The 14,848-nt window shown below is 64.3% G+C and carries 16 protein-coding genes; 10 read left to right on the top strand and 6 right to left on the bottom strand.

The window, feature by feature from the left end; all coding sequences use genetic code 11:
* The first annotated feature begins 11 nt into the window (after positions 1-11).
* The 4 genes from lgt (at position 12) to AACZ65_RS01555 (ending at position 3,088) form a co-directional block, all read left to right on the top strand.
* Positions 12-902, top strand: a complete 891-nt coding sequence (lgt, locus tag AACZ65_RS01570; RefSeq protein WP_339667596.1) for a prolipoprotein diacylglyceryl transferase — start codon at positions 12-14, stop codon at positions 900-902.
* A complete protein-coding gene (locus tag AACZ65_RS01565; RefSeq protein ID WP_339667595.1) occupies positions 899-1,960 on the top strand; it encodes an SAM-dependent methyltransferase in 1,062 nt (353 codons plus the stop codon). The genes lgt and AACZ65_RS01565 overlap by 4 nt, the downstream gene beginning before the upstream one ends.
* Positions 1,957-2,712 (top strand): peptidoglycan editing factor PgeF, encoded by a 756-nt coding sequence (gene pgeF / locus AACZ65_RS01560; protein WP_339667594.1) that lies wholly within the window; start codon positions 1,957-1,959, stop codon positions 2,710-2,712. Before AACZ65_RS01565 ends, pgeF begins: the two co-directional genes overlap by 4 nt.
* A gap of 244 nt (positions 2,713-2,956) precedes the next feature.
* Entirely contained in the window at positions 2,957-3,088 is a 132-nt protein-coding gene (locus AACZ65_RS01555) for a hypothetical protein (protein ID WP_339667593.1), read from the top strand.
* A gap of 4 nt (positions 3,089-3,092) precedes the next feature.
* Here the strand turns inward: AACZ65_RS01555 and AACZ65_RS01550 are convergent, their stop codons facing one another.
* Positions 3,093-3,506: a VOC family protein gene (locus tag AACZ65_RS01550; protein WP_339667592.1), complete on the bottom strand. Its 414-nt coding sequence runs from the start codon at positions 3,504-3,506 to the stop codon at positions 3,093-3,095.
* The gene (locus AACZ65_RS01545) at positions 3,503-4,531 is read right to left on the bottom strand and encodes an FAD-dependent oxidoreductase (RefSeq protein ID WP_339667591.1); all 1,029 of its coding nucleotides are present in this window, start codon (positions 4,529-4,531) and stop codon (positions 3,503-3,505) included. Before AACZ65_RS01545 ends, AACZ65_RS01550 begins: the two co-directional genes overlap by 4 nt.
* A 64-nt stretch (positions 4,532-4,595) precedes the next feature.
* Here AACZ65_RS01545 and mnmD point away from each other — a divergent pair, with 64 nt between their 5' ends.
* The 4 genes from mnmD to preA all read left to right on the top strand — a co-directional run bounded on the left by mnmD (position 4,596) and on the right by preA (position 8,937).
* Positions 4,596-5,273, top strand: a complete 678-nt coding sequence (mnmD, locus tag AACZ65_RS01540; RefSeq protein WP_339667590.1) for a tRNA (5-methylaminomethyl-2-thiouridine)(34)-methyltransferase MnmD — start codon at positions 4,596-4,598, stop codon at positions 5,271-5,273.
* 10 nt (positions 5,274-5,283) lie between these two features.
* Positions 5,284-6,150, top strand: coding sequence for a DMT family transporter (locus tag AACZ65_RS01535; RefSeq protein ID WP_339667589.1), 867 nt, complete (start codon positions 5,284-5,286; stop codon positions 6,148-6,150).
* A gap of 150 nt (positions 6,151-6,300) precedes the next feature.
* Positions 6,301-7,629: an NAD(P)-dependent oxidoreductase gene (locus AACZ65_RS01530; RefSeq protein ID WP_339667588.1), complete on the top strand. Its 1,329-nt coding sequence runs from the start codon at positions 6,301-6,303 to the stop codon at positions 7,627-7,629.
* 3 nt (positions 7,630-7,632) lie between these two features.
* A complete protein-coding gene (preA, locus tag AACZ65_RS01525; protein WP_339667587.1) occupies positions 7,633-8,937 on the top strand; it encodes an NAD-dependent dihydropyrimidine dehydrogenase subunit PreA in 1,305 nt (434 codons plus the stop codon).
* Positions 8,938-8,946: 9 nt separating this feature from the next.
* Here the strand turns inward: preA and AACZ65_RS01520 are convergent, their stop codons facing one another.
* Positions 8,947-9,678 carry a glycosyltransferase family 25 protein gene (locus AACZ65_RS01520; RefSeq protein ID WP_339667586.1) on the bottom strand — a complete coding sequence of 244 codons (732 nt, stop codon included), beginning with the start codon at positions 9,676-9,678 and terminating at the stop codon, positions 8,947-8,949.
* A 4-nt stretch (positions 9,679-9,682) separates the two neighbouring features.
* Positions 9,683-11,125: an aldehyde dehydrogenase family protein gene (locus AACZ65_RS01515; protein ID WP_339667585.1), complete on the bottom strand. Its 1,443-nt coding sequence runs from the start codon at positions 11,123-11,125 to the stop codon at positions 9,683-9,685.
* Positions 11,126-11,257: 132 nt separating this feature from the next.
* Between AACZ65_RS01515 and AACZ65_RS01510 the strand changes: the two genes are divergently transcribed.
* Positions 11,258-11,911 carry a peroxiredoxin gene (locus tag AACZ65_RS01510; RefSeq protein ID WP_339667584.1) on the top strand — a complete coding sequence of 218 codons (654 nt, stop codon included), beginning with the start codon at positions 11,258-11,260 and terminating at the stop codon, positions 11,909-11,911.
* Positions 11,912-12,133: 222 nt separating this feature from the next.
* On the opposite strand, the gene AACZ65_RS01505 is transcribed toward AACZ65_RS01510, so the two are convergent.
* A complete protein-coding gene (locus AACZ65_RS01505; protein WP_339667583.1) occupies positions 12,134-12,736 on the bottom strand; it encodes a methyltransferase domain-containing protein in 603 nt (200 codons plus the stop codon).
* 145 nt (positions 12,737-12,881) lie between these two features.
* On the opposite strand from AACZ65_RS01505, the gene AACZ65_RS01500 reads away from it, so the two are divergent.
* Positions 12,882-13,916 carry a succinylglutamate desuccinylase/aspartoacylase family protein gene (locus tag AACZ65_RS01500; RefSeq protein ID WP_037275327.1) on the top strand — a complete coding sequence of 345 codons (1,035 nt, stop codon included), beginning with the start codon at positions 12,882-12,884 and terminating at the stop codon, positions 13,914-13,916.
* Between the two features lie 78 nt (positions 13,917-13,994).
* On the opposite strand, the gene AACZ65_RS01495 is transcribed toward AACZ65_RS01500, so the two are convergent.
* Positions 13,995-14,810 (bottom strand): TIGR00730 family Rossman fold protein, encoded by an 816-nt coding sequence (locus AACZ65_RS01495; RefSeq protein ID WP_339667582.1) that lies wholly within the window; start codon positions 14,808-14,810, stop codon positions 13,995-13,997.
* Positions 14,811-14,848: the final 38 nt, after the last annotated feature.

Raw genomic sequence — 14,848 nt, 5'->3', positions numbered from 1 at the left:
CAGAAGCGGCCATGCAGGCCATGATCCCCTTTCCCGATATTTCACCCGAGATCTTTTCGATCTCTCTTTTCGGCATGGAGTTTGCGCTGCGCTGGTATGCGATGGCCTATATCGTTGGCATCGTGATCGGCTGGCGGCTGGTGGTGGCGAGCGTCAAGCGGCCGCATCTCTGGCCGGGTGGCGTGGCCCCGATGCGGCCCGAGCAGGTCGAGGACCTGCTGACCTGGGTCATTCTAGGGGTCATTCTGGGCGGGCGGCTGGGCTATGTGCTGTTTTACCAGCCGGGCTATTACCTTGCCAATCCCAGTGAAATTCTGGCGGTCTGGCAAGGTGGGATGGCGTTTCACGGTGGCCTTATGGGCGTGGTGCTGGCGGTGGTGCTGTTTTCGCGCAAGCAGGGCATCGCGTGGCTGTCGGTGGCGGATGCGCTCTGCATGGTGACGCCGGTGGGGCTGTTGCTGGGGCGGATCGCGAATTTCATCAATGGCGAGTTGTGGGGGCGGGCGACGGACCTGCCGTGGGGCGTGGTTTTTCCGGGGGCTGCGGCGCAGAATTGCGCGGGCGTTGTGGAGCTCTGCGCGCGCCATCCTTCTCAGCTCTATGAGGCGGCGCTGGAGGGGATGATCCTTGGGGCGGTGCTCTTGTGGTTGGGCTGGCGGCGTGGGGCGCTCAGGCGGCCCGGCACGCTGACGGGGCTCTTTTTCGCAGGCTATGGCGTGGCGCGGTTCATGGTGGAATTCGTGCGCCAACCCGATGCGCAATTCGTGAGCGAAGGCAATCCGCTGGGCTGGGCGCTTCAGATGGGCGAGTTTGGCCTGACCATGGGGCAGCTTTTGTCGCTGCCGATGATTGCCTTTGGGATTGGCATGGTGCTCTGGCCGCGGCGTGCGCGGGCGACATGAGCGGGCTGCGGGCGCATTTGCTGGCGCGGATCGCCGAGGCGGGGCCGATGAGCGTGGCGGATTACATGGCGGCCTGTCTCATGCATCCCGAGTTTGGCTATTACGCGACGCGCGATCCGTTTGGCGCAGGCGGCGATTTCGTCACCGCGCCTGAGATCAGCCAGATGTTTGGCGAGTTGCTGGGGCTGTGCCTTGCGCAGGTCTGGCTGGATCAGGGGCGGCCTGCGCGGTTCGTGCTGGCGGAACTGGGGCCGGGGCGCGGGACGCTGATGGCGGATGTGCTGCGCGCAACGCGGGGCGTGCCGGGGTTTCGGGATGCCGCAGAGGTGCATCTGGTCGAAGGATCGCCCGTATTGCGCGCGGCGCAGCGCCGGGCGATTGCGGGCGATGTCATCTGGCATGACCGGGTTGAGAGCCTGCCGGAGGGGCCGCTTTACCTGTTGGCGAACGAGTTTTTCGATGCGTTGCCGATCCGGCAGTTTCAGCGGTCCGGGGACGGCTGGCGCGAGCGGGTTGTCGGGCAAAGCGCCGGGCAATTGACGCTGGGCCTAGGTGGGCCGGTGGCCCCGCCCGCGCTGGCGGTGCGTCTGGCGGACACGCGCGAGGGTGACATTGTCGAGACCTGCGGGGCGGGCGAAGCGGTGGCGGCAGAGATCGGCGCGCGGATAGCAGGGCAGGGTGGGGCCGCGCTGACCGTGGATTATGGCGATTGGCAGTCGCTGGGCGATACGTTTCAGGCGGTCAAGGGCCATGCGCCGGTGGATCCGTTGGCCGAGCCGGGGGCGGCGGATCTGACCGCGCATGTCGATTTCGCGGCTCTGGCGCGGGCGGCGGCCCCGGCGCTGCATACGCGCCTGACGCCGCAGGGGACATTTCTGGAGCGGTTGGGGATCGCCACGCGGGCCGAGGCGCTGGCGCGCAATCTGAGCGGGCCCGCGTTGCAAAGCCATCTGGCCGCATATCAGCGCTTGACCGGGGCCGAGGAAATGGGGACGCTCTTTAAAGTGCTGGGTCTCTATCCCGAGGGGGCCGCACCACCACCCGGATTGGAGCCATGACGCTAGAAATACTCACCGCTGACAGTTTGTCCCCGCTGCGCCACGGGTTCTTTACCCGGCGGGGTGGGGCCTCTTCGGGTGTGTTCTCGGGGCTCAATTGCGGCCCCGGTTCGTCGGATCAGTCCGAGATCGTGCAGATCAACCGGGCGCGGGTGGCCGATGCGATGGGCGTGGAGCCGGATCACCTCATCACGGTGCATCAGGTGCATTCGGCGGATGTGGTCACGGTCACGGGGCCCATGGGCAAGCGGCCGCGCGCCGACGCGATGGTGACGACTGTGCCGGGGGTGGCGCTTGCGGTGCTGACGGCGGATTGTCAGCCGGTGCTCTTTGCCGATGTGGGCAATGGGGTGATCGGGGCGGCCCATGCCGGATGGCGCGGTGCGCTGGATGGCGTTCTGGAGGCCACGGTTGCGGCTATGGAGGGTCTGGGCGCGGATCGTCGCCGGATCAAGGCGGTGATTGGCCCGTCGATTTCGCAGGCGGCCTACGAGGTGGGACCAGAGTTCATCGAGGAATTCCTGGCGGAGGACCGTGATAATGCCCGGTTTTTCGCAAATGGTGTAGACGGGCGGTATCAGTTCGACCTGCCGGGGTTCGGGCTGCATCGGTTGCGGCAATCTGGCATCGGGCAGGCGGAATGGACGCGGCATTGCACCTATGGCGATCCCGAGCGATTCTATTCCTACCGTCGCACCACCCATGCCGGTGAGGCCGACTATGGCCGGCTGATCTCGGTGATCTGTCTCTGATTGGGGCGGGATTTGGGCCGAAATTGTGGGGCTATTCGGGCGGTATCGGGGATGCCCCGTGATGTCCTTTGAAAATTTTATTTAAATTCAATGCATTGAGATTTTGGTGGGATAGCTTGTATGCCCTGATCTTGTCTGAATTTTCACGATTTCCGTCAAACCTTGGCCCCAAACCGGGGGCATAGTTGCGGGTAACGAAACAATGAGCCCCGCAAATTGGGGCCTGAGGCAAGAGGTGAGAGCCATGAAAGCGCGTTGGTTGAAATCGGTCGTCAAACACAGCAGAGAGGCGGCCCCGGCACTGCCCTATCAGCGCGGTCAGCGCAAAGTTGCGCTGCGGATCGTGGAACTGCCCAAGGCGGTCAAGACGGCCTGAGCGATCAGGCGCTGTTTTCGGCCCTGTTCGAGACCTCGATCAGGTTGCCGTCGGGATCGCGCAGGTAAAGCGAGCGGATCGGGCCTGTGGCCCCGGAACGGGGCATAGGGCCAAGCTCTACCGTGACATCAAGTGCCGCGAAATGGCGTTGCCACGCCTCGAGCGGTGTCTCGCTGAGGAAGCACAGATCGGCGCTGCCGGGTTGGACCTGTGCCGCCTTCGGCTCGAATTCCGCCCCGGATTGATGCAGGTTGATTTTCTGCGCGCCGAATTTCAGCGCCCAACGGGTGCTGCCATCGGCGGGGTGAAACGCCTCGGGCATCATCCCCAGCACATCCCGGTAAAAGGCGCAGGTGGCGGGAATGTCGGCCACGGTCAGCACGAGATGGTCGAGTGCGGCGAGGGTCGGTTGGGTCATAGGCATGTCTCGGGTTTGAAATCATCTGGAATCGTGTCGATGCCGTCGAGCATCAGATCGGCCATGACCTGCGCCACCTTGGGGGCCATGCCAAAGCCAATCTTGAAGCCTCCATTCGCAACAAATTCCCCCGGTCGGAACGGGTGCGCGCCCAGCATCGGGGCGCGCGAGCGCGAGCGGGGACGCACCCCGGCCCAACGTGCGATCACCGGGGCACCGGCAAGCACGGGCACCGCCGCCACGGCGCGGGCGATCACACCGTCAAGCTGGGCATCGGTGCTGGAGGGATCGTCATAATAGCGCTCGGAGGTGGAGCCCACGGCGGTGGTGCCATCCTCATGCGGCACGATATGCACCTCATTGGCGAAAATCTGCGGCTGGTTTCGGGCATCATAGGCCAAAAGCGCGCCCTGGCCCTTGACCCCGTTGCCCACAGTGCGGGTATGTGCGGCGGTCATTTCTTCCAGCCCGGCGATGCCGGTGGCCCAGAGGATGCGGCCCGTTGCGGGGCCATCGGTCACAACCTCGGCACCGCGTGCGCGCAGGGCCGCAACGAGGGCTGTGCAGGCCTGACGCGGATGCAGGCGCGCGGTGAGCGTGTCGTGGATGATCTGGCCGGTCGCGCTGGGCGGGCACCATGCGCCCGACGCGGGGAGGACGCGCCAGTCAGCCTGCCCTTGCCAGAGGGTTGCGGCGTTCTGAGTACGCTCGTGGGCCAGTGCAAGGGCTGCCGCATCGGCGATGGGTTGCAGGCGGCCAAGGCGGGCATAGCCCGGCGCGCAGCCCGAGACCTCGGCCACCTCTGCCCAGAAATCACCAGCCATGAGCAGGCTGTCGAGTTGAAACGCCTTTTTGCTGTTCCAAAGCTCGGGCACATGCGGGGCCATGGCGCCCACAATGCCGCCCGAAGCCCCGGCACCGGGACCATGCGGATCAATGACGCGCACGCGCGCGCCGCGTTTGGCACAGGTCCACGCCACCGAGAGGCCAAAGATGCCTGCGCCCATCACCGTGATATCGACCATTGCCAATCCTTTGTCGTCGCGCGATGGTCGCGCGCGTTTCGGCCATGCTTTAGAGGATCATGCCATGCAGGACCAGACCGCAGACCTGATCTGGCGCGAGGGCGAGGTGCCGGTGTCGGTGCGGTTCGATGATCCCTATTTCAGTCTCGACAACGGTCTGGCGGAAACGCGGCATGTGTTTCTGGCGGGCAATGACCTGCCGGGGCGGTTTCGAGATGGGTTTCATATTGCGGAACTGGGGTTTGGCACGGGGCTGAACCTTTTGACCGCGCTTGCAGCATGGCGGGCGGCGGGCGTTGTGGGGCGGCTGCACGTCACCAGTTTCGAGGCCTATCCGATGGCCCCGCAAGACATGCGTCGCGCGCAAGCCCGCTTTGCGGAACTGGGAGGGGTTGCGGCGGATCTCGCCCCGCACTGGCAAGGGGGCGCGGAGCGGATCAGCCTGCCGGATCTGGAGTTCACCCTCATTGTGGGGGATGCGCGCGAGACGCTAAAGGCTTGGCCGGGCAGGGCGGATGCGTGGTTTCTGGACGGGTTTTCCCCGGCCAAGAACCCCGAGTTGTGGGAGCCTGCGTTGATGGCGGAGGTGGCCCGGCACACCGCGCCCGGCGGCACGGCGGCCAGTTACACGGCGGCGGGGTTCGTGCGCAGGGGGCTTGAGGCCGCCGGGTTTTGTGTTACGCGGGGGCAGGGATATGGCCGCAAGCGCCATATGACCATGGCCAGGAAAGACCACCCGTGAGAGACCGCTCGTGACAGTTCAAAACACCCGTTTGGGCATCTGGCTGATGGTGCTGACCACGGTCATCTTTGCCGCGCAGGATGGCATATCGCGGCATCTGGCCGAGAATTACAACGTTCTGATGGTGGTGATGATCCGGTTCTGGTTCTTTGCCGCCTTCGTGATGGTGATTGCCGCGCGCAAGGCCGGGGGGCTGCGGGCGGCGGCGAGCACATCGCAGCCCTTGATGCAGGGGTTTCGCGCCGTGCTACTGGTCGCGGAAATCTGCGTGATGATCTATGGCTTTACCCTTTTGGGCCTGATCGAAGTGCATGCGGTCTTTGCCTGCTATCCGCTGTTGATTGCCGCCCTCTCTGGTCCGGTTCTGGGCGAGCGGGTGGGCTGGCGGCGGTGGTTGGCGATTGCGGTCGGGTTCATCGGCGTGTTGATCATTCTGGAGCCGGGGGTGGGTGTGATCGACCCCAAGGCGATTGTGCCCTTTATCGCGGCGTTGATGTTTGCGCTTTACGGGCTTTTGACGCGCTATGTGGCGCGCAAGGATTCGGCGGCGACAAGTTTTTTCTGGACCGGAACGGTCGGGTCGATTGCCATGACCCTCGCCGGGATATGGTTCTGGGAGCCGATGACGCCGGATGCCTGGGCGTGGATGATTACGCTTTGCATCACCGGGGCGGCGGGGCATTATACGTTGATCAAATGCTATGAGGTCGCAGAGGCGAGCGCGGTGCAGCCCTTTGCCTATCTGCAACTCTTCTTTGTCACGGGCATCGGGATTTTCATCTTTGGCGAAACGATCGAGATGAACGTGGCTGTGGGTGGCGCGCTGGTGGTGGGGGCTGGCCTCTTTACGCTGTGGCGTCAGCGCAAGGTGGGGTGAGGCGCGACCAAGCCCTGCCAAAATTTTCATCGGCTTTGCCCTCTGAGCTTCTCAGGGGGTTTCTTTTTCGCGGCTCTACAAATTTTACCAATTGATAAAATTTCGAATCGTGGAATACTGATCCTCAGCCATCCTTGACCGGAGACAGCCATGAGAGATCGTCAACTCGCCCCCGGCATCGTCGCAAGCCGGCTTGATCCCGCCGCCCTGCAGAGCCATTTCACCGATCTGCATCCTCCGCTGGATGACCATGAGGCACTGGTGGCAGCGGATCGCTGTTATTTCTGCCACGATGCGCCCTGCATCACCGCGTGCCCCACGTCGATCGACATCCCGCTCTTTATCCGGCAGATCGCCACCGGCACGCCCGAGGCGGCGGCCAAGACGATCCTGAGCCAGAATATCCTTGGCGGCATGTGCGCCCGCGTTTGCCCCACGGAAACGCTGTGTGAAGAGGCTTGCGTGCGCGAGGCGGCCGAGGGGCAGCCGGTGCTGATCGGGCGGTTGCAGCGCTATGCCACCGATACGCTGATGGACAAGGGCGTGCATCCCTTTAGCCGTTCCGCGCCGACAGGGCGGCGTGTCGCGGTGGTGGGGGCGGGGCCTGCGGGTCTGGCCTGTGCGCACCGTCTGGCGATGAAGGGTCACGACGTCACGCTCTACGATGGGCGCGCCAAGCCCGGCGGTCTCAATGAATTCGGCATTGCCGCCTACAAGAGCACCGACAGTTTCGCGGCGCGCGAGGTTGACTGGCTGATGCAGATTGGCGGGATCACTCTGGAGACCGGCAAGCGTCTTGGGCGGGAGATCACGCTGGCAGAACTGCAAGAGGATCACGATGCGGTGTTCCTTGGGATTGGTCTGGGCGGGGTCAATGCGCTGGGGCTGAGCGGTGAGGACCGCGAGGGGATGCGCGATGCGGTGGATTTCATCGCGGACCTGCGGCAGGCAGACGATCTGGCAAGCCTGCCGGTGGGGCGCGATGTGGTGGTGATCGGGGGCGGCATGACGGCGGTCGATGCGGCCGTACAAGCCAAGCTGCTTGGCGCGCTCAATGTCACGCTGGTCTACCGGCGTGGGCGCGAGCGGATGAATGCCAGCCGCTATGAACAGGATCTCGCGGCCTCCAAGGGGGTGCGGATCGTGACCAATGCCACGCCCATCGCGGTGCATGGCAATGGCGCGGTGCGCGAGGTCGAGTTCGAATATAGCGATGACGATCTGAAACCCACGGGCGAGCGGTTTCGCCTGCCCGCCGATCAGGTGTTCAAGGCGATTGGCCAGACCCTTGAGGGGGCCGATCTGCCGGCGCGTGATGGGCGCAAGATCGCCGTTACGGGCCCCGGCCGCACCTCGTTGCCCGGTGTCTGGGCCGGGGGCGATTGCGCGGCGGGGGGCGATGACCTGACGGTGACGGCGGTGGCAGAGGGGCGCGACGCCGCCGAAGACATCCACGCAACCCTGATGGCGGAGGGCTGAACCATGGCGGATCTGACAACCAATTTCATCGGCATCACATCGCCCAACCCGTTCTGGCTGGCTTCGGCCCCGCCAACGGACAAGGAATACAACGTGCGCCGCGCGTTCGAGGCCGGTTGGGGCGGCGTGGTGTGGAAGACATTGGGCGAAGCGGGACCGCCCGTAGTCAATGTGAACGGGCCGCGTTATGGCGTGGTCTATGGTGCCGACCGGCGCGTTCTGGGCCTCAACAATATCGAGTTGATCACCGACCGCCCGCTGGAAGTGAACCTGGAAGAGATGCGCCGGGTCAAGCGTGACTGGCCCGACCGCGCGCTGATCGCAAGCCTGATGGTGCCGGTCAACGAGGATGCCTGGCGCGAGATATTGCACCGGGTCGAGGATACGGGATGTGATGGGGTCGAGCTGAACTTCGGCTGTCCGCATGGCATGAGCGAGCGCGGCATGGGCAGCGCGGTGGGGCAGGTGCCGGAATATGTGGGGCAAGTGGCGCATTGGTGCAAGAAGCATTCGAGCCTGCCGGTGATCGTGAAATTGACGCCCAATATCACCGATATCCGCAAGCCCGCGCAGGCCGCCAAGGAGGGCGGGGCCGATGCCGTGAGCCTGATCAACACGATCAATTCGATCACCTCCGTCGATCTCGATCTCTTTGCACCTGAGCCCACGATTGACGGGCAAGGCGCGCATGGCGGCTATTGCGGGCCTGCGGTGAAGCCCATTGCGCTGAATATGGTGGCCGAGATTGCGCGCGATCCCGCCACGGCGGGCCTGCCGATCAGCGGCATTGGCGGCGTCACAACTTGGCGCGATGCGGCGGAGTTCCTCGCATTGGGCGCGGGCAATGTGCAGGTCTGCACGGCGGCGATGACCTATGGGTTCAAGATCGTGCAGGAAATGATTTCGGGCCTGTCGCAATACATGGATGACAAGGGGTTCACGTCGGTGGACCAACTGGTCGGGCGCGCGGTGTCGAATGTGGTCAATTGGAAGGATCTGAACCTCAATTACGTGACCAAGGCCAAGATCAACCAGGACGATTGCATCAAATGCGGGCGCTGCTATGCCGCCTGCGAAGATACCAGCCATCAGGCGATTGCGATGTCAGAGGATCGGGTCTTTACCGTCAAGGATGACGAATGCGTCGCCTGCAACCTCTGCGTCAATGTCTGCCCGATCGAAGGCTGCATCACGATGGAGCGGATGGCAGCGGGCATGGTCGATCCGCGCACCGGCGAGGTGGTGCGCGAAGAGTATGCCAATTGGACCACGCATCCCAATAATCCGGGGCGCTGTGCTGCGGAATAGGCGCGGGGATCAGATCAATCCGCCTGTGACCGGCGCGCGGCTATGGCGCGCCGCGCGGCGGAGGGCACGGCGGTAGAGATAGCGCACCCAAAGCTGCGTGAGGGGCGCGTGCTCTGCATCGGCCTGCGTTTGGGCGATGCAGGACACGCCCGAGGGATGGATCGTGCCTGCGCGTAGGCCGGTGTGCCAATGGCTCTGGATCAGGCACTCGACCGGGCGGTCAAACGTCTCGGTCAGGTTGAGGAGGTGCATGGCCGCGTCGCGCGCGATCATCTGCACCGGGCAGAGCGGCGCGCTGACCAAGGGCAGGCTGAGCACAGCGCCGCCATTGGTGTCTATCAACCGGGCGGGGCCACGGATCGCCTGAGTTTGAAACCGGATATAGCCCAGATCGTCGATATGGTCGCGCGCGAGCGCGAGGGCGCTTGGGAACACGGCCGGATCAAGCGCTGCGTCCTGCTCGACGATCAGGCCGTAATCGAGGTCGCGGCGCAGGATCTCGGCCCAGATCTGGCGATGGCTGAGAAAGCGGGCAATCTCGGGCGTGGTGAGGGGAAAGGGGTAGGCGGGGGCGAAAATCCGCGTGCCGACCGTGGCCGAGAGCGTGGCGGAGGAGAGAGCCGAGCCCTCGACCTCGGGCCAGAGGTCGCCCTCCAGCCCGCAAGTGGTAAGGATATGGCGCGCCCGCTCGCGCCGCGTGGCGTCACGCGCGCCGTGCAGGGCAAAGGCGCGCCCGATCACGCGGTCAGGCGCCTGGGGTCCAGCCCGAGACGGATTTGACCTCGAGGAAGTCCTCGATGCCCCATTTGCCGCCTTCGCGCCCGTGGCCCGATTGTTTCATGCCGCCAAAGGGCGAGCCTGCGCCGCGCGATTGGCCGTTCATTTCCACCATGCCCGAGCGCAAGCTGCGCGCCAGCCGGTTTGCCCGCGCCGGATCACCGGTCTGGACATAGTTTGTGAGGCCATAGGGCGTGTCATTGGCGATGCGCAGGCCGTCCTCTTCGGTGTCGAAGGGGATGATCGACAGGACCGGGCCAAAGATTTCCTCGCGCGCGATGGTCATGTCGTTGGTGACATCGGCAAAGACCGTGGGCTTGACGTAAAAGCCCCGGTTGAGCCCGTCAGGCCGCCCGGTGCCGCCTGCGACAAGCCGCGCGCCTTCGTCGATGCCCTTTTGGATGAGGTCCTGAATCTTGTTGAACTGGACCTCGTTGACCACGGGGCCGATATGACGACCGGCCTCGTTGGCGGGGCCGACAGTGATCGCGTTTGCGGTTTCTGCTGCGATTTCAACGGCCTGATCGTAAATCTCGCGCTGCACCAGCATCCGGGTGGGCGCGTTGCAGGATTGGCCGGTGTTGTTCATGCAGCGGATCACGCCGCGCTTGACCGCCTTGTCATCGGCATCGGCAAAGATCAGGTTGGCCCCTTTGCCGCCCAATTCGAGGCTCACGCGCTTGAGCGTGTCGGCGGCGGATTTGGAGATGATGCGCCCGGCGCGCGACGAGCCGGTAAAGCTGATCATGTCCACATCGGGATGCGCTGTCAGTTGGCTGCCCACACCCACACCATCGCCGTTGACGAGGTTGAAGACGCCCTTGGGCAGGCCCGCCGCATCGACGATTTCGGCAAAGATAATGGCGTTGAGCGGGGATTCCTCGGAGGGTTTGAGGATCATGGTGCAGCCTGCGACAAGACCGGCAATCACCTTGAGCGTGACCTGGTTCATCGGCCAGTTCCACGGCGTGATCATGCCCACGACGCCCACCGCCTCGTGGATGATGCGGTCGTTGGGCGCGTGATCGCCCAAGGGCTCGTCAAAGGCGAAATCGCGCGCGGCCTTGATGAAATTGGCGATATGCCAGCTTCCGGCGCCCACTTGCTGCTCGCGGGCCATGTCGATGGGGGCGCCCATCTCGAGGCTGATGGCCTGTGCCATATCCTCGGCGCGGGCCTTGTAGGCCTGTAGAATTTTCTCAGCATAGGCAATGCGGTCCGCGGGGGGCGTCGCCATCCACGCGGTGAAGGCCGCCTTGGCGGCGGCGACGGCGGCATCGGTATCGGCCTGACCGCCCAGAGAGATCACCGCGCAGGGCTCTTCGGTCGAGGGATTGATGACCTTGTGATCTTTTGCCGCGAGGGGGTTGACCCAAGCGCCATTGATGTAGAACTGACGTTTCTCGATCATGGTATTGACCTCCAGTGATTTGGCGGCACTCTGTCAGGGGTAATGCCGGGCTGCAAGGTTTGAAATAGGGCGCTTTGGGGCGATTTGATCAAATTTCCACGCCCCAAGGCGGAAATCAGGAAAGGATAGGCTATGGGTCTTCGAATCAATGATGTGATCCCCGATCTGACGGTGGAAACCGATCTGGGCACGTTTTCGCTGCATGAGTGGATCGGCGACAGTTGGGCAATTCTGTTTTCCCACCCCAAGGATTTCACCCCGGTTTGCACCACGGAATTCGGCGCCGTCGCTCGGTTGGCCGAGGAATGGGAGAAACGCGGGTGCAAGGTGATCGGCGTTTCGGTTGACGGGGTCGAGGACCATCGCAAGTGGAAGGGCGATATTGAAAAGGTTGCTGGCAGTGCGGCGGGATTCCCGATCATCGCCGATGCGGGGCTGGTTGTGTCCAAGGCGTTCGACATGCTGCCCGCCGAAGCCTATCTCCCCGACGGGCGCACACCCAACGACAGCGCCACGGTGCGTTCGGTCTTTATCATCGGGCCGGACAAGCAGTTGAAGCTGAGCATGACCTATCCGATGACGGTGGGGCGCAATTTCGCGGAAGTTCTGCGCGCGCTCGACGCGCTTCAGACCACGTCGCGCAATGGCGTGGCGACACCGGCGGATTGGACCGTGGGGCAGGATGTGATCATCCCCGCCAGCCTGAGTGATGCCGAGGCCGAGGCCAAGTTTGGCAGTTTCGACAAGGTGTTGCCGTATCTGCGCAAGACCAGTTTGAAGGGGTAGGTTTGGTTTGAAGGAGGCTTAGCCCCAAGTCCCCCGCGCGGAACAAGGCGCAAAGCGCCGCCGCGCGGATCGCTGGGCCGTCCCGCGGACCAGCGATTTTGATAGCGAGCGCAATTCTGATGGGGCATACGGACTTGGCTGGCATAAAGTGGCAGCCACCCCCCTTGCTTCGCTAGTCCCCGGCCCAGCGATCCGCGCGGCTCGTCACTTGGGGTGGAACTCTCACCCCAGCCGGGCAAACACCGCCATCTGGCTCGCCCCGCCCAAGGCGGGGTGCGTCTCGCCTATGTCGTGGCGGGTGACGGTGTAGCCATGCCGCGCCGCCACGCCCTCGGCCCAGCCTTGGAAACGGGTGCGGTCCCATTCGAAATGATGCCCCGGATGGCGAAAGCGGTGGGAGGGCACGCCCAGCACCGGGTTGAACTCGGCGTTGGGGGTGGTCACGATCACATGGCCGGGGCGCATATCGGCAAAGAGCGCGCGTTCCAGCCGGTTGAGATCGGCAAGGGGCAGATGTTCGATGGTTTCCACGAGGCACGCGCAGTCATAGCCGCGCAGGTTGGCATGTGGAACGGTCATGGACGCCTGCGCCAGTTGCACCTTGGCCCGCGCCTCGGGGGGTAGGTCCGCCAGCCGTGCCTGTGCGTCGCGCAGCGAGGGCAGATCAATGTCGATCCCGGTCAGGTGGGTGAGGCCCGGCACGCGCGCCAGACGCAAGAGAAGATCGCCCGCGCCGCAGCCCAGATCAAGGAGTGTGCGCGCGCCCGTGTCCTGCACAGCGGCGCAGACGGCCCTGAGGCGGGCGTCATGCAAGGCGGTGGTCATGGTGCGGCCCTCTCGGGTTGGCGGCGTCGCAGAACTATGTGCCATGCGCGACAGGCAAAGGCCAGAGCCGCGCGGGCCTGCAAGCCCCATGGACAGTTCCGGTCGAATTGCCATAGCGTTCGGCAACGAAGAGAGCGAGGATGCCATGAGCCGGCGCAAACCCTTTGAGATCGGTGGCGTTTCTGTCGAGGCAGGCACGCGCGCGCGAGTGGATATTCCCGTCAGCACGCTGTCCAACCACACGCCGGTCAATCTCTCGGTGGAGGTGATCCATGGGCGGCGGGCGGGGCCGGTCCTGTTTGTCTCGGCGGCGATCCACGGCGATGAGGTGATCGGGGTCGAGATCATGCGCCGGTTGCTCAAGGCGACGCCGCTGATGTCGATGGCGGGGACGCTGATGGCAGTGCCGATCGTCAACACCTTCGGGTTTCTCAATCACAAGCGCTATCTGCCCGACCGGCGCGATCTGAACCGGGTGTTTCCGGGGGTGAGCGAAGGATCAATGGCGTCGCAGCTGGCGCATATCTTCATGGATCAGGTGGTGCGGCGGGCGGATGTGGGCATCGACCTGCATTCGGCGGCCATCCACCGCACGAACCTGCCGCAGATCCGCCTGACGCCGGGCAATACGCGGCTGGAAGAGCTGGGCCGCGCCTTTGGTGCGCCGGTGATGATGGAGTCGAAGCTGCGCGATGGTTCACTCCGCATGGCCGCTGAACAGGCAGGTGTGGACGTGCTGCTCTACGAGGGGGGCGAGGGGCTACGGTTTGACGAATTCGCGGCGCGGGCGGGGGTCAGCGGTATCCTGCGGGTGATGCAGCATCTGGGCATGATCGGGGCCAAGGGCGTGCCGCGTGCGCGCGGAGTGCCGATCCGCGCCGCACGCTCGCGCTGGTATCGCGCGCCGCGCGGCGGGCTGTTTCGGGGCTATCTGCCTGTGGGTGCGGCGGTACAGCCGGGCACGGTGCTGGGCGCGGTGGCGAATGCCTTTGGCGATATCGAGACCGAGGTGGTGGCCGATGTGACGGGCATCATCATCGGGCGCACCAATCTGCCGGTGGTCTATGAGGGGGACGCGCTCTGCCATGTGGCGGAGACGCCGCGCGCCGAGGCGGCGGCGGGGGGGATCAGCGCCCATCTCGAGGCGGCGGCCCTCTTTGACGAGGACGAGATCATCTGAGCGGCACCGCCGCATTGCGAGGCGGTGGTTGATTTGAGTATTTGAACCAAGAAGAAGCGCAGGCGCGGTCCTGATCTCTCAGCTTTGGGGCCAGTCGTTGATGATCTGCATGGCCTCATCCGCGGTTTCGACGAATTGGAAGAGGTCGAGATCCTCGGCGCTGATCGTGCCGGCCTCGGAGAGGGCCTGCCAATTGATGATACCCTGCCAGAAGGCCGCGCCAAAGAGCAGGAAGGGCACGCGCTTCATCCGGTCGGTCTGAATGAGGGTCAGCGCCTCGAACATCTCATCGAGCGTGCCGAAGCCGCCGGGAAAGACGCAGATGGCGCGGGCGCGCATCAGGAAATGCATCTTGCGGATGGCGAAGTAGTGGAAGTTGAAGCAAAGCCCCGGTGTGACGTATTCATTGGGCGCCTGTTCATGCGGCAACACGATGTTGAGACCGATCGAGGCCCCGCCCGCATCCGCAGCACCACGATTGCCTGCCTCCATCACCCCCGGACCGCCGCCGGTGGCGATGACATACTCGCGCCCGTCGCGGGTGAGGGATTTTTCGGTCATCAGCCGCGCGAATTTGCGCGCCTCGTCATAATAGCGTGAGAGATCGGCAAGGGTTTTGGTGCGCGCCGTGTCCTTTTGCGAGGGTTCGGGAATACGCGCGCCGCCAAAGAGGACGACCGTGCTCTGGATGCCGTGTTCGTTGAGGGCCATTTCAGGCTTTAAGAGTTCGAGTTGCAGGCGCACGGGGCGCAATTCGTCGCGGCACATGAAATCGGGATCGGCAAAGGCCAGACGGTAAGCGGGCGCACGGGTCTGGGGCGTGTCCGGCACCAGTTCGGCGGTAGAGCGGTCGGAGCCGGCGTCGCGGAACTGGCTGAGGCGGTCGTCTTTCATTGCGGGCGATCCTTGCTTGGGTCTTTGAGAACAGGCGT

It is taken from the genome of uncultured Roseovarius sp. (assembly GCF_963972555.1).
Taxonomy (GTDB): Bacteria; Pseudomonadota; Alphaproteobacteria; order Rhodobacterales; family Rhodobacteraceae; genus Roseovarius; species Roseovarius mucosus.
The sequence above is the reverse complement of the archived record's forward strand: the minus strand, read 5'-3'. Positions and strand labels throughout refer to the sequence as shown.